Raw genomic sequence first — 13,529 nt, forward strand, 5'->3', positions numbered from 1 at the left:
CTTTACGCCGCCGAGGCGGCCTTCAGCCCGCCGGCCGTCTCGATGAAATCGATCACCACATCGACACCGTCGCCGGCGCGGGTGTTGGTGAAGACGAAGGGGCGCTTGCCCCGCATGGTCCGGGAATCGCGCTCCATCACACCGAGATCGGCGCCGACATGCGGCGCAAGGTCGGTCTTGTTGATGACGAGCAGGTCGGAGCGGGTGATGCCCGGGCCGCCCTTGCGAGGGATCTTCTCGCCGGCCGCGACGTCGATGACGTAGATCGTCAGATCCGCCAGCTCGGGGGAAAAGGTGGCGGCGAGGTTGTCGCCGCCGGATTCGATCAGGATGAGGTCGAGCGCCGGAAACTTGCCGCGCATCTCGGCGACGGCAGCGAGGTTGATCGAGCAGTCCTCGCGGATCGCCGTATGAGGACAGCCGCCGGTCTCGACGCCCATGATGCGTTCCTCGGCCAGGGCGCCGGCCACCGTCAGGAGGCGCGCATCCTCCTTGGTGTAGATGTCGTTGGTGATGGCGCAGAGATCGTAGCTGTCGCGCATGCGCTTGCAGAGCGCCTCCATCAGCGCCGTCTTGCCGGAGCCGACCGGGCCGCCGATGCCGACGCGGAGCGGGCCGTGAGGGGAGCGGGTCATGAGCGAAAGAGCCTCGAATACTGGGTTTCGTGACGCAGGGACGCGATGTCCGACCGCAGCGCGCAGCCACCGAGATCGTCGAGCGTTGCGCCCTCCGCCCCGGCGGCGGCCGCATGCAAGCCCGGGACCAAGGCGGCGGTGACCTTCTGCCCGTCCGTCTGGCCGATGACGCCGAGCCTGACCGCGGCCGAGACCAGGTTGGCGACGAAGGCGAGGCCATAGGTCTCCAGACAGGCCGGGAGCGGCAGATCATGGCCGGCCGCAGCCACCGCGACCGCGACCGGATAAGCCACCTCGCCATCCCAGGCTGCAGGCAGATCGTCGATCGGCCTGCAAGGCCAGGAGGCCTTCACCGCCGCGACGAAGGCATTGCCCTGCGTGACCGTCTCCAACCGCCGCTCGGTCGAATTGGCCAGCGCCAGAGCCAGTTCCGCGACTTCGCGCAGCGCGGCGCCGTCAGCCGCCCGCACCGCACGGAAGGCCGCAGCGAACAGGATGAGGTCGTTGTGCAGCGAGCCATGCGTGACGAGCGCGCCGAGCCAATCGTGCAGACTGTCCGCATCGTGCAGGTCGCCGGCCTCGAAGGCCCATTCCAGCCCGTGAGAATAGGCGAAGGCGCCGACCGGGAAGGACGGCGACAGCCAGATCATCAAGGGCAGGTGCGCGCTCATGCGCAGGCGGGCTCAATGGTCGTGCGAATGGCCCTTGTGGCCCTGCCCGGCACCGTGGTGGCCGTGATCATGATCGTGGGCATGGCCGTCGTGATCATGCTTGTGGTCGTGGCCGCAGCCGCAGGATGCGCCATGCTCGTGATCGGCGTGGTCGTGCTTGTGATCATGCGCGTGGGCATGCTCATGGGCATGGCCGTGAGCGTGGTCGTGATGGCCATGGTCGTGATGGTGATGGCCGTGGTGGTGATCATGGCCGCAGCCGCAATCGTCGCCGTGGTCATAGGCGCCGCGCTCCGGCTGGAACGGCCGCTCGACCGGCGTCATGGTGCAGCCCTGCCCGCGCACCATCTCCGCCAGGACATGGTCGTTCTCGATATAGATCGCATCGGCGGCGATCTCGGCCGGAGTGTGGCGGTTGCCGATATGCCAGGCGACGCGCATCAGGCGCAGCGGGTTCTCGGCACGGATCTCCAGGAGGCTCTGCGGCGCCGCCTTCACCTGCACCAGGCGCCCATCCTCCAGCTTCACGGCGTCGCCATCCGCCAGCGCCGTCGCCTTGTCGAGGTCGAGCAGAATATCGAGGCCGCCATCGGCCTTGAGCGCGAGGCGGCGGCGATTGCGGTCGTCGTGGTCGAGGGTGAGCGTATCGACCACCCGGTCGGCCTTGACCGCGGCCTTGCGAACGACGGATGTGGCGCGCAGCATGATGTTGAACCCGTGACGATGAAGGATGTCGGCGGCCAAGGCCGCCCCACCCACTTCGACCACCGCCGGGCCGCGGATGCAACCCCTCGCGCGGCCGCGTTGAAGGCGGCGTTCAACCCATTCCGATGGCAGGAATCTTGCGGCGACCCGCTTCCTCGGCGGCGAGCCTCTTGTCGAACGCCTTCTGGGCACGGCCGATCTCCTCGGCATGGCTGGCCGCCCATTGGCCCAGCGCCGCGACCGGCTCCCAGAGCGAGCGGCCGAGATCGGTGAGCTCGTATTCGACACGGGGCGGCACGGTGGGGAACACGGTGCGGCTGACCAGCCCGTCGCGCTCCAGCCCCCGTAGACTCAGGGTCAGCATGCGCTGCGAGATGCCATCCACAAGGCGCTTGATCTCGTTGAAGCGCCTTGGACCGTCGCCTAGGAGCCGGACGATCAGGATGCTCCATTTGTCGCCAACGCGGGCGAGGACGGGCGTCACGACGCGGCAGGCGTCGGTTACATGGGTGTGACCCTGTTTCAAAAATGTGCCTCCTTGTAGAGCCTTAGGCAGGCTCATACACATCCTAGGTATCAAACATATACCAAGGAGCCCGATCATGAAACTGCTTCACCTCGATTCCAGCATCCTGGGTGAAAACTCGGCGAGCCGCGAGCTTTCGGCGGCGGTCGTGGCCCGCATGCGGCAGGTCGACCCTTCGCTCGATGTCACCTATCGCGATCTGGCGGCCAACCCGCTGCCGCATCTGTCGGGAGGCTATCTCGCAGCGGCGGCCGGTGCCGGCGACGCCGCAGCCTTCGCCGATGAACTCGCCGACAGCAGCGCCACGCTCGATGCCTTTCTGGGGGCCGATATCGTGGTCATCGGCACGCCGATGTATAATTTCGGCATTCCGTCGCAGCTCAAGGCCTGGATCGATCGCATCGCCGTAGCCGGCAAGACCTTCCGCTATACCGAGAAGGGGCCCGAAGGCCTGGCAGGCAGCAAGCGCATCGTCATCGCGAGCGCGCGCGGCGGCGTCTACACGCCCGGCGCTCCGGCCGAGCCGAACGACTTTCAGGAGAATTACCTCCGTGCCGTGTTCAGCTTCCTCGGCGTGACCGACCTCGAGATCATCCGCGCCGAGGGCCTGAAGATCGGCCCCGCGCAGATGCAGTCGGCCCTGGCGGCTGCCCGGCAGGCCGCCGCCGAACTTTCCGCGCTGGCGCAGGCCGCCTGAGGCTCAGCGCGGCAGCGTCTTGACGTCCGTGTCGAACTTCCTGAGGAGGCGCGAGCGCTCGACCGGCGCGCCCCAACGCGGGGTGTCGTAGTCGATCAGCTTGATCTCCGAGAATTTCGGCGCGTCCGGCGAAAGCTGGGACGCCTTGTTCGAAGGGATCGAGTTGATCTTCAGCTTGACGTTGATGTCCTGCGCTGCCGGCGAGAGCGTGAAGTCGACGAACTTGCGGGCCGCGTCCGGGTTCCTGCCGCCCTTGATGATGGACACCGAACCGGTCTCGTAGCCGGTGCCCTCGCAGGGCGCGACGGTCTCGATCGGCGCGCCTTGCAGCTTCTGCGTCAGCATGTCGTGGATGAAGGCGATGCCGACCGCCGTTTCACCCAGTGCCGTCGCCTTGACGGGCGCGATGCCCGACTTGGTGTACTGGCTGATGTTCTTGTGGAGGCTCTTGAGGAAGTCGAAGCCCTTCTCCTCGCCGAGCCGCTGCACGGTCGTCGCCAGGAACACATAGGCCGTGCCGGACGAGCTGGGGTCGGCGATCTGGACCTCGTCCCTGAACTTAGGGTCGAGCAGGTCGGCCCAGCATGTCGGGGCCGCGACGCCACGCTTCTTCAGGATCTCGCTGTTGTAGCCCAGGCCGAGCGCGCCGAGATAGATCGCGTTGGTGCGAAAGCCGGACTGCTGGGCGTGACGCTGCGCCCAATCGTGCAGTTCGGGCAGCCTGGGCGATTTGTACTCGTCGAGCAGCCCCTCGGCGGCCGCCTGCAGATGCGGCTCGCCAGGCCCGCCCCACCAGACATCGCCGCGCGGATTGTTGGCCTCGGCCTTCACCTGCGCATAGACCTCGCCGGTGCTCTTGCGGACCATGGCGACCTTGATCCCGGTCGACTTCTCGAACATCGCCGCACCCTCGCGGCACTGCTCCTCGAGGATCGAGCAGTAGACGGTGACCTGTCCCTGGGCGGATGCCGGCATCGCCGCGCCAGCCGCGAGCGACAGCAGGAAGGCGCCCATGACGAGGCGCGGCAGCGGACAAGGCATCGGCGTTTCCTGTCGGTTTCTTTGCCGACTAGAGACCGCGCCGCCTGCCTGAAGTCAACGCCTCCTGCGCGCCGCCTCTCAGCGCGACACGTCCCGCGTGCGGTCCGGCAATGCGTCGATGGCTTCTTCCGCCCCCTCCTCGCGGCCGGTCACGCCCTCGCGCAACACCTTTGTCGCAGCCTTGGCCTTCTGCTCAGAGGATGCCGGCAGCGGCGCGGTCTCGTCCGTCGCGTCCAGGCCGACCTCATCGGGCTTCCTGCCATCGCGCCGCGCGGCAGCGGCGAAGGTCGCGAGAGCCTCGGGCTGGCCCTTGCCGGCCCGCTTGTCGTCATCCGTCATGATCGCCTCCCTTGCGTTCACCGAGGAACGCGAGGGGGCCGGCGCTGTTCCTGACCGATCAGAACAGGAAGTAGCGCTGCGCCAGCGGCAGTTCCTTCGCGGGTTCGCAGACGAGCAATTCGCCGTCGGCCACGACTGCATAGGTCTCCGGGTCGATCTGGATGTCCGGCGTGGCGTCGTTGTGGATCATGCTCTTCTTGGAGATGCCGCCGCGGGTGTTCTCGACCGCGACCATCTCCTTCTCGGTGCCGAGCCGATTGCGCAGGCCATTGGCCATCGCGGCCTGCGAGACGAAGACCAGCGAGGTCGAGGTCACGGCCTTGCCGAAAGCGCCGAACATCGGGCGGTAATGCACCGGCTGCGGCGTCGGGATCGAGGCATTGGGGTCGCCCATCGGGGCGGCGGCGATCATGCCGCCCTTGATGACGAGGTCCGGCTTGGCGCCGAAGAAGGCCGGCGACCACATCACGAGGTCGGCGAGCTTGCCCACCTCGACCGAGCCGATATGGCGCGAGATGCCATGCGCGATGGCCGGGTTGATCGTGTATTTCGCGACATAGCGCTTGGCGCGGAAATTGTCCGCGCCGGTGCCGGCATCCTGCGGCAGCGGCCCGCGCTGGACCTTCATCTTGTGCGCGGTCTGCCATGTCCGGGTGATGACCTCGCCGACGCGGCCCATGGCCTGCGAATCCGAGGACATCATCGAGAGCGCGCCGAGATCGTGCAGGATGTCCTCGGCGGCGATCGTCTCCTTGCGGATGCGGCTCTCGGCGAAGGCGAGATCCTCGGGAATCGACGGCGACAGGTGATGGCAGACCATCAGCATGTCCAGATGCTCGTCGAGCGTGTTGACCGTGAAGGGCCGCGTCGGATTGGTCGAGGACGGCAGGACGTTGGGAAGCCCTGCGACCTTCATGATGTCGGGCGCATGGCCGCCGCCCGCCCCTTCCGTGTGGAAGGCGTGGATGGTGCGGCCCTTGAAGGCGGCGATGGTGTCCTCGACGAAGCCGCTCTCGTTGAGCGTGTCGGTGTGGATCATCACCTGCACGTCGTAATCGTCGGCGACGGAGAGGCAGTTGTCGATCGCGGCGGGCGTCGTGCCCCAGTCCTCGTGCAGCTTCATGGCGCAGGCGCCGGCCTCGACCATCTCGACCAGGGCGGCGGGCAGCGCGGCATTGCCCTTGCCGGCGAAGGCGAGGTTCATCGGGAAGGCGTCGGCGGCCTTGATCATCTGGCCGAGATGCCAGGGGCCGGGCGTGCAGGTCGTCGCCAGCGTGCCATGGGCGGGGCCTGTGCCGCCCCCTAACATGGTGGTGAGCCCGCTCATCAGCGCATCCTCGATCTGCTGCGGGCAGATGAAGTGGATGTGGCTGTCGAAGCCGCCGGCGGTGACGATCTTGCCCTCGCCCGCGATGACCTCGGTACCGGGGCCGACGATGATCGTCTCGGTCGGGTCAAAATTGCCGAAGCCGCTCTGGATGTCCGGGTTGCCGGCCTTGCCGATGGCGCAGATGCGCCCGGCCCGGATGCCGATATCGGCCTTCACGATCCCCCAATGGTCGAGGATCAGCGCATTGGTGATGACGGTGTCGACCGCGCCCGCCGCGTTCGTCACCTGGCTCTGGCCCATGCCGTCGCGGATGACCTTCCCGCCGCCGAACTTCACCTCCTCGCCATAGGTGGTGAAGTCCTTCTCGACCTCGATCCAGAGCTCTGTATCGCCGAGGCGCACCTTGTCGCCCGTCGTGGGGCCGAACATCGCGGCATAGGCGTTGCGCGGGAAGGCGAAAGGCATGGGCAGGCCTCGAAACAGGGGACCGACGGAAGCGCCACGGCAGAAAACGCCGCCGGAGGCTCCGATGCAAGATTCGGTTCAGACGACGCGTGCGCTCAGTTCTCCCCGGGCGCAGGCTTCGGCTCAGGCGGCAGCTCGGGGGCCTCCGATTCACCCGCCGCCGCGACGCGCTTCGGCTCTGCCTTGGGCTTGGGCTTGGGCTTCTTCTTGACCTTCTTCACCACGACCTTGGGACGCGGCACGCGCCCCTGTGCATCCTGCAGCATTTCGAGCTGGACCTGCTGGATCTCCGCCAGGCGCTGCCATTGGCGCATGACGAGATGGTCCATCTTCTCGTGCAGATGCCGGATCTCCAGCTCGGCCTTGAGGTTGACCTGGTAGTCGTTGAGCGAGCGCAGCCGGTCCTTCGACTCCTGGCGCTTCTGGCTCATCATGATGATCGGCGCCTGGATGGCGGCGAGGCAGGACAGGACGAGATTGAGCAGGATGAAGGGATAGGTGTCGAAGGCGCGCTGCTCGCCGAGCACGATGTTCAGCGCCATCCAGCCGACCAGAACCACGCCGAAACTGATCAGGAAGGCCCAGGAGCCGCCGAAGCTGGCAAGCCCGTCCGAGAGCCGCTCGCCCAGCGTGCGATGCTCCTCGAAATCGTCCTCGACGTTCTCGGCGATCGTCTCCTGCCGGGCGATGCTTTCCGCCACCTCGCGGTCGAGATCGGAATATTCGCCGTGCTCCTCGCGCAGGATTTCCTCGACATAGCGTGTCCTATAGCGCGCCAGTTCCTTGGCGCTGATCAGGCTCTCGTCGGATATGTTCGGGAAATCACGCCGGATATGGTCCGCCAGAGCGGGACGCAGAGTGCCGACGTCGACCAGATTGCGCCGCGCCATCTCCTGCCCGGAAATGGCGCAGATTCCGCGCTTCTTGCTCGAGCCGCCGCGCTCGGCCAACTCGCCCGCAGGCGGGATCGGAGGGTTTTCGAGATCGTCGGGCTGTTCGTTCGCGTCGATCGGTGTCGTCACAGCTTGCCCATTACATCCTGCCGGAAGCCGTAGATCTCGCGCTTGCCAGCGAGAGCGACGAGTCTGACCTCGCGCGTCTGGCCGGGCTCGAAGCGCACGGCGGTGCCTGCGGGAATATCCAAACGGAAGCCGCGCGCAACCCCGCGCTCGAAGACGAGCGCAGGGTTGGCTTCGAAGAAATGGTAGTGCGAGCCGACCTGGACCGGCCGGTCACCGGTATTTGAGACCGTCAGCGTTACGCTCTCGCGCCCTTCGTTCATCACGAGGTCGCCCGGCAAGGTCTCGATCTCGCCGGGTTTCACGCGTCCCAGGCTCCCGCGGATCGGCTCGTGCACGGTGACGAGCTTGGTCCCGTCCGGGAAAGTGGCCTCGACCTGCACGTCGTGGATCATCTCGGCGATGCCGTCCATGACCTGATCAGCGCTGAGCACCTGCGCGCCCGCCTCCATCAGGTCAGCGACGGAACGGCCGTCGCGCGCGCCCTCGACGACGGTGTCGGTGATCAGCGCGACGGCCTCGGGATGGTTGAGCTTGACGCCGCGCTCGAGGCGTCGTCGCGCGACCATCGCGGCCATGGCGACGAGCAGCTTGTCCTTTTCGCGCGGCGTCAGGTTCATGCCTTGTCCTTCCCCTCGTCCTCCTCGGACTCGTCGTCCTCGGAATCATCCCCGTCAGCATCGTCTTCGTCCTGCTCGTCCTCGTCGTCGAGGTCGAGATATTCGTATCCGAAGACGATCTCGCCGGTCTGCGGATCGAAGGCGCTGGCCGACGAATCCTCGAAGGCCTCGATCAGCATTTCGGCATCGTCGGCGCTGTCCACCTCGAAGCGGCGGACGGCGTGCTCGCCTTCGGCCCTGATCACCAGCTCGATCGACCAGGCGCGGCCGGTCGTGTCGTAGATGCACTTCAAACCCTGGATCGGCAGCATGTCGGTCTCCTCAGCTTGACCAGGTGCGCGGCAGCGCACGACCGGTGACTTGACCGAGGAGCATGACGAGCACGCGACGCAGCGCCTCCGCCCGCAAGGAGACGAGGCGAACAACGAGGCAATCGGAAACGATGCCGGCGCCGCCTTCGACATCGTCGTGCTGCGCCAGAATCTCGCGGATCGCATCGCGGTGGCCGCCGAGTTCCGGGCCGATCATGAGGAGCGTGGCGGCGCCCTGCGCCCCTCCGCCGATCGCCGGGCGCGCAAGCAGCGTGTCGACCGGCCCCTCCAGCCGCAGATCGTCGGCGAAGACCAGCCGTCCGGCGCGGCGGACGCGCCAACGGTCCCGCAGCGAGCCCCGCTCCAGCCGCTCGCCCATGGCGCTGCGTCCGAAGACGGTCGATTCGCAGGCGACGAGCCGAGCACCCTCCGCGAGATCGATCTCGAGCCTGCGGCGCAGGCGGCTGCCGGAGAACAGGATGCTTTCCTGCGGGAGCCAGGCGAGGTTCGCGCCCTCGGCGGCCGCAAGCCGCGTCTCGATAGCCGTATCGAAGCCCTGGCTGCGGTAGATCTTCTCCGCCGCCTGGGTCGTGACGACCGCGTGGGAGCCCTCGCCGGCCTCGACCGTAACGCGCATCCGGTCGCCCCCGGCCATGCCGCCGCCCGTATTGATCAGGACGGCTTCGCAGGAACTGTCGAAGGTCTGGGGAAAGCGCGCGCGATAGCCGCCGGACTCGGCGAGTTCCATCCGGAGCGTCCGCTCACCCCTGCGCTCGAAACGCAACCGCACGCCGCCATCCGCCCGCATGGCGGCCGGCACGAGCGGGTCATCGGCGGCCGGGATGGGCGGCGCGTACATCGGCACTCCGGAGCAGGCCTGCCATTGTCATGCTGCCCCTTTATTGAGCAAGCCCCCTTGGTCGTTCAGGCGATCAAAAGGTAGGCAGAGGCTGCTTCCAGGCTGGGCATCAGCGGCGCTGCGACAGAAAGCGCTCGACCTCGTCACGGGCCGGCGCTCCGCTGCGGCCGCCGAAGCGGGTGCATTTGATCGCGGCAGCGGCCGAAGCGAAGCGGATGGCTTCCGCCTCCGGGCGCTTCTCCGCCAAAGCGAGGGCGAAAGCACCGTGCCAGACATCGCCGGCGCCCAACGTATCGACCGTTTCGACGACGAAGGCGGGGCTATGGCGGACTTCGCCCTCCCAATAGAGAACGCCAGCCTTGCCGAGGGTCACGGCAATCCAGTTCTCCGCCCCCTTCGCGACCTTTGCGAGGCCGGCATGAGGATTCTCCTCCCCGGAGACCTCGCGCAGCGCCTGCTGGCTGAAGGCGACGTGACTCGCGGTCGCGACCAGATCGGGATGGGGCGGCTTGCGATCCCCGTCCAGCACGCCGGGCACGCCGGCCCTGCGCGCCAGCTTCAATGCCGCCAGGGCCCCATCGCCCCAGCGGGTATCCGCCAGCACCGCACCAACGCCGGGAGGAAGCTTCTCCGGCAGCCAAGCCGCATCCTCCGGCATGGCAGGATCGGAATGCGAGATCACCATGCGCTCGCCTTCCGCATCGACCAGAATGGCGGACACCGGCGAGGTCAGCCCCGCGACGCGCCGGGCGAAGCGGGTGTCCACGCCGTCGGCCTGCAGATCGGCGACAATCCGATCCCCGGTGAGGTCGTCTGCGAGCCGGGTCGCCAGCCAGCAGGCACCGCCAAGCCGGGCAATCGCAACCGAGGCATTGCCGGCGCAGCCACCACCCACGATCGCGAGCCCGCGCGAGCGATACTTCTCGCCGCGGGTCGGCATGGTCTCGACACTGTAGACATAGTCGAGCGTGGCGATGCCGAGGCAGAAGACGCCGGCCAAGAGCTCACCACTCGCCGGTGTTCGGCATGCTGGCCCAGGGCTCGGCCGGCGCCTTGGCATCGCCCTTCTGCAGGAGCTCGATCGAGATGTTGTCGGGCGAGCGGATGAAGGCCATGTTGCCGTCGCGCGGGGGGCGGTTGATGGTGACGCCGGCCTGCATCAGCTTCTCGCAGGTGGCGTAGATGTCGTCGACCTCATAGGCGAGATGGCCGAAATTGCGCCCGCCCGTGTATTTTTCCGGGTCCCAGTTATAGGTCAGCTCGAGGGTCGGCCGCCCGCGCGAGGCCCCGGCCCTGGCTTCGGCGACGTCGTCGGAGGCCGCGAGGAAGACCAGGGTGAAACGGCCCTTCTCGTTCTCGATCCGGCGGGTTTCGACCATGCCCATCTTGGTGACGTAGAAATCGAGCGCCTGGTCGAGATCGGTCACGCGCACCATGGTGTGGAGATATCGCATCGTTGGTCCTTGCTGATCGGGATGGGGGACCGCGGCAACCGCCGTCGCGCCCGAAGCCGCCATACAGGACGAGCCGGCGCCTCATGGCAAGCCCGTCGAGACGTGCGTCCGGCAGCAGACGGCCGGGGTTCCGGGCGCGCTGTGCAACCGCTACAGATGAGCTTTGCCTGCCGCCATCAAGGTTGCCATGCGTACCGAAGACGCCCCCCTGATCCGCCTCGAGGATTATCGCCCGTCCGACTGGCTGATCGATACGGTCGATCTCGACATCAGCCTGCATCCGACGAAGACGCGGGTGCGCTCGCTGCTGGCGCTGCAGCCCAACCCGGCCGGCCGGCCGGGTGCGCCGCTCGTGCTGGATGGTGACGAACTCACATTGAAGGCGCTGGCGCTCGAGGGCGCGCCGCTCGACGCCGCCGCCTATGCCGCGAGCCCGCAAGGGCTGACGATCCACGCGCCCCCGCAACGCGCCTTCACGCTCACGATCGACACCGAGATCGATCCTTCCGCCAACACCAAGCTGATGGGGCTTTATCGCTCTTCCGGCGTCTATTGCACGCAGTGCGAGGCGGATGGGTTCCGCCGCATCAGCTACTTCCTCGACCGGCCCGACGTGATGAGCGTCTATACGGTGCGGCTGGAGGCGGAGAAGGCGCAGGCGCCGGTGCTGCTCTCCAACGGCAATCTGGTCGCTGCGGCAGAACTGCCGGGCGGCGAGCGGCATTTCGCCGTCTGGCACGACCCGCACCCGAAGCCGGCCTATCTCTTCGCGCTGGTCGGCGGAGCACTTGACCATGTCCGGCAGGACTACGTCACGGCCGAGGGCCGAAAGGTCGAGCTTGCGGTCTATGTCGAGCCCGGCAAGGCCGGGCGGGCCGGCTGGGCGCTGGATTCGCTGGAACGCTGCATGCGCTGGGACGAGCGGGTGTTCGGCCGCAACTACGATCTCGACGTGTTCAACGTCGTCGCCGTCTCGGACTTCAACATGGGCGCGATGGAGAACAAGGGCCTCAACATCTTCAACGACAAATACGTCCTGGCCGACCCCCAAACCGCGACCGATGGCGACTACGCCTCGATCGAGGCGATCATCGCGCATGAGTACTTCCACAACTGGACCGGCAACCGCATCACCTGCCGCGACTGGTTCCAGCTCTGCCTGAAGGAAGGGCTCACGGTCTTCCGCGACCAGGAATTCTCCTCCGACGAGCGCTCGCGGCCGGTGAAGCGCATCGCCGATGTGCGCATGCTGCGCTCGACCCAGTTCTCGGAGGACGCCGGGCCGCTCGCGCACCCGGTGCGGCCGCGTGCCTACAAGGAAATCAACAACTTCTATACGCCCACCGTCTATGAGAAGGGCGCGGAAATCATCCGCATGCTCAAGGCGCTGATCGGGGACGGCGCCTTCAAGCGGGGCATGGATCTCTATTTCGAACGCTGCGACGGCACCGCCGCGACGATCGAGGACTTCCTGGCGTGCTTTTCTGAGGCCTCGGGCCGCGACCTCTCGCATTTCGCGCGCTGGTACGAGCAGGCCGGGACTCCGACCCTCGTCGCCTCCGGACAGTACGACGGCGCCGCGAAGCGCTACACGCTGGAACTTGCCCAGAGCACGCCGCCGACGCCGGGCCAGAGCGAGAAAGAGCCGATGGTCCTGCCGATCCGGCTCGGCCTCGTCGGCAGCCAGGGAGACCTGCCGCTGAAGACGGGCTCGCGAGCCTATTCCGGCGACGGGCTCGTGATCCTCGATCGCGCCTCGCTCTCGATCACCTTCGAGGACCTCCCCGAGGCGCCGATTCCCTCGTTGCTGCGTGAGTTTTCCGCCCCGGCGCGGCTGGAGCTGGATCTGTCGGACGGAGAGCTGATCCGTCAGTTCGCGCAGGACAGCGATTCCTTCAACCGCTGGCAGGCCCTGCAGAGCGTGGCGACCCGTGCGCTCACCACCGCCGGCCGCGCAAAGGCGGAGCGCAGCGCACTTTTGGTGACCGCCCGCGCGCTCGGCGAGGCGCTGGATACCTTCCTCAGGCGCGACGGTCTTGCCGATCCCGCCTTCGCCGCGCAGGTTCTGAGGCTGCCCGCCCCGGCAGACATCGCGCGCGAGATCGGCCGCGACGTCGATCCCGATGCGGTGTTCGGCGCCCATCGCGCGCTGTCGGTGGCCATCGGCGCGGCGCTGCTGCCGCGCCTGCCCGGCCTGCGCGACGCGCTTTCAAGCCAGCGGACCTTCAGCCCGGATGCCGCCTCCGCCGGGCGCCGGGCGCTGCGCAACGAGCTGCTCGGGCTTATGGCGCTCGCCGCACCGGCCGAGGGCGCCGCGCTCTGCGAGGCCCAGTTCGCCAGCGCCGACAACCTGACCGACCGTCTGGCGGCTCTGGCTGCGATGACGCTGGTCCCCGGCGCGGCGCGCGAGGCGCTGATCGGCCGCTTCGCCGAACTCTACAGCGGCGAGCCGCTCGTGCTCGACAAGTGGCTGATGGCCCAGGCGCTGATCCCGGAATCCGGCACGCTCGAGCGCGTGAAGCGACTGATGCAGCATCCGGCCTTCTCGCTGGGCAACCCCAACCGCGTCCGGGGGCTGATCGGCGGCTTCGCCGCGAACCTCACGCAGTTCAACCGCCTCGACGGCGCGGGCTACGGCTTCATCGCCGATATCGTCGTGGCGCTCGACCGCGCCAATCCGCAGGTCGCCTCGCGGCTGCTCGGCTCCTTCAAGAGCTGGCGCATGCTGGAGCCGGTGCGCAGGCGACTGGCGCAGGACGCGCTGGGGCTCGTCGCGCGCACGCCCGGCCTCTCCCGCGACGTCTCCGACATCGCCGAAAGGACGCTCGCATAGGGCGTTAACCTCACCCGACCCCAA

General features: G+C 67.5%; 15 protein-coding genes. 2 read left to right on the top strand and 13 right to left on the bottom strand.

Annotated elements, in window-relative coordinates; genetic code table 11:
• Nucleotides 1-2: 2 nt before the first annotated feature.
• The 4 genes from ureG to BW981_RS02680 all read right to left on the bottom strand — a co-directional run bounded on the left by ureG (nt 3) and on the right by BW981_RS02680 (nt 2,537).
• Complete coding sequence (gene ureG / locus BW981_RS02665; RefSeq protein WP_076435962.1) at nt 3-635, bottom strand: urease accessory protein UreG; 633 nt, start codon at nt 633-635, stop codon at nt 3-5.
• Nucleotides 632-1,306: an urease accessory protein UreF gene (locus tag BW981_RS22430; protein WP_076435964.1), complete on the bottom strand. Its 675-nt coding sequence runs from the start codon at nt 1,304-1,306 to the stop codon at nt 632-634. The genes ureG and BW981_RS22430 overlap by 4 nt, the downstream gene beginning before the upstream one ends.
• 12 nt (nt 1,307-1,318) lie before the next feature.
• Nucleotides 1,319-2,011 (bottom strand): urease accessory protein UreE, encoded by a 693-nt coding sequence (locus BW981_RS22435; protein WP_076436752.1) that lies wholly within the window; start codon nt 2,009-2,011, stop codon nt 1,319-1,321.
• Between the two features lie 112 nt (nt 2,012-2,123).
• Entirely contained in the window at nt 2,124-2,537 is a 414-nt protein-coding gene (locus tag BW981_RS02680; protein WP_244560194.1) for a winged helix-turn-helix transcriptional regulator, read from the bottom strand.
• 76 nt (nt 2,538-2,613) lie between these two features.
• Here BW981_RS02680 and BW981_RS02685 point away from each other — a divergent pair, with 76 nt between their 5' ends.
• Nucleotides 2,614-3,234, top strand: a complete 621-nt coding sequence (locus BW981_RS02685) for an FMN-dependent NADH-azoreductase (RefSeq protein WP_076435965.1) — start codon at nt 2,614-2,616, stop codon at nt 3,232-3,234.
• Nucleotides 3,235-3,237: 3 nt separating this feature from the next.
• On the opposite strand, the gene BW981_RS02690 is transcribed toward BW981_RS02685, so the two are convergent.
• From BW981_RS02690 to BW981_RS02730, 9 genes are all read right to left on the bottom strand, one after another.
• Nucleotides 3,238-4,275, bottom strand: coding sequence for an ABC transporter substrate-binding protein (locus tag BW981_RS02690; protein ID WP_083712103.1), 1,038 nt, complete (start codon nt 4,273-4,275; stop codon nt 3,238-3,240).
• 78 nt (nt 4,276-4,353) lie between these two features.
• Nucleotides 4,354-4,614: a hypothetical protein gene (locus BW981_RS02695; RefSeq protein ID WP_076435969.1), complete on the bottom strand. Its 261-nt coding sequence runs from the start codon at nt 4,612-4,614 to the stop codon at nt 4,354-4,356.
• Nucleotides 4,615-4,672: 58 nt separating this feature from the next.
• Complete coding sequence (gene ureC / locus BW981_RS02700; protein ID WP_076435970.1) at nt 4,673-6,409, bottom strand: urease subunit alpha; 1,737 nt, start codon at nt 6,407-6,409, stop codon at nt 4,673-4,675.
• 95 nt (nt 6,410-6,504) lie between these two features.
• Nucleotides 6,505-7,377: a DUF1003 domain-containing protein gene (locus BW981_RS02705; RefSeq protein ID WP_244560221.1), complete on the bottom strand. Its 873-nt coding sequence runs from the start codon at nt 7,375-7,377 to the stop codon at nt 6,505-6,507.
• 50 nt (nt 7,378-7,427) lie between these two features.
• The gene (locus tag BW981_RS02710) at nt 7,428-8,048 is read right to left on the bottom strand and encodes an urease subunit gamma (protein WP_076435972.1); all 621 of its coding nucleotides are present in this window, start codon (nt 8,046-8,048) and stop codon (nt 7,428-7,430) included.
• Nucleotides 8,045-8,359, bottom strand: a complete 315-nt coding sequence (locus BW981_RS02715) for a hypothetical protein (RefSeq protein WP_076435973.1) — start codon at nt 8,357-8,359, stop codon at nt 8,045-8,047. The genes BW981_RS02710 and BW981_RS02715 overlap by 4 nt, the downstream gene beginning before the upstream one ends.
• A 10-nt stretch (nt 8,360-8,369) precedes the next feature.
• The gene (locus tag BW981_RS02720) at nt 8,370-9,218 is read right to left on the bottom strand and encodes an urease accessory protein UreD (protein ID WP_076435975.1); all 849 of its coding nucleotides are present in this window, start codon (nt 9,216-9,218) and stop codon (nt 8,370-8,372) included.
• Between the two features lie 109 nt (nt 9,219-9,327).
• Entirely contained in the window at nt 9,328-10,218 is an 891-nt protein-coding gene (locus BW981_RS02725; protein WP_076435976.1) for a PfkB family carbohydrate kinase, read from the bottom strand.
• Between the two features lie 4 nt (nt 10,219-10,222).
• The gene (locus BW981_RS02730) at nt 10,223-10,672 is read right to left on the bottom strand and encodes a VOC family protein (RefSeq protein WP_076435978.1); all 450 of its coding nucleotides are present in this window, start codon (nt 10,670-10,672) and stop codon (nt 10,223-10,225) included.
• A 187-nt stretch (nt 10,673-10,859) separates the two neighbouring features.
• On the opposite strand from BW981_RS02730, the gene pepN reads away from it, so the two are divergent.
• Nucleotides 10,860-13,505, top strand: a complete 2,646-nt coding sequence (gene pepN / locus BW981_RS02735) for an aminopeptidase N (RefSeq protein WP_076436758.1) — start codon at nt 10,860-10,862, stop codon at nt 13,503-13,505.
• Nucleotides 13,506-13,529 lie beyond the last annotated feature (24 nt).

Origin of the sequence: Allobosea sp. TND4EK4 (assembly GCF_900156025.1) — a bacterium.
In the GTDB taxonomy this organism is placed as follows: Bacteria; Pseudomonadota; Alphaproteobacteria; order Rhizobiales; family Beijerinckiaceae; genus Allobosea.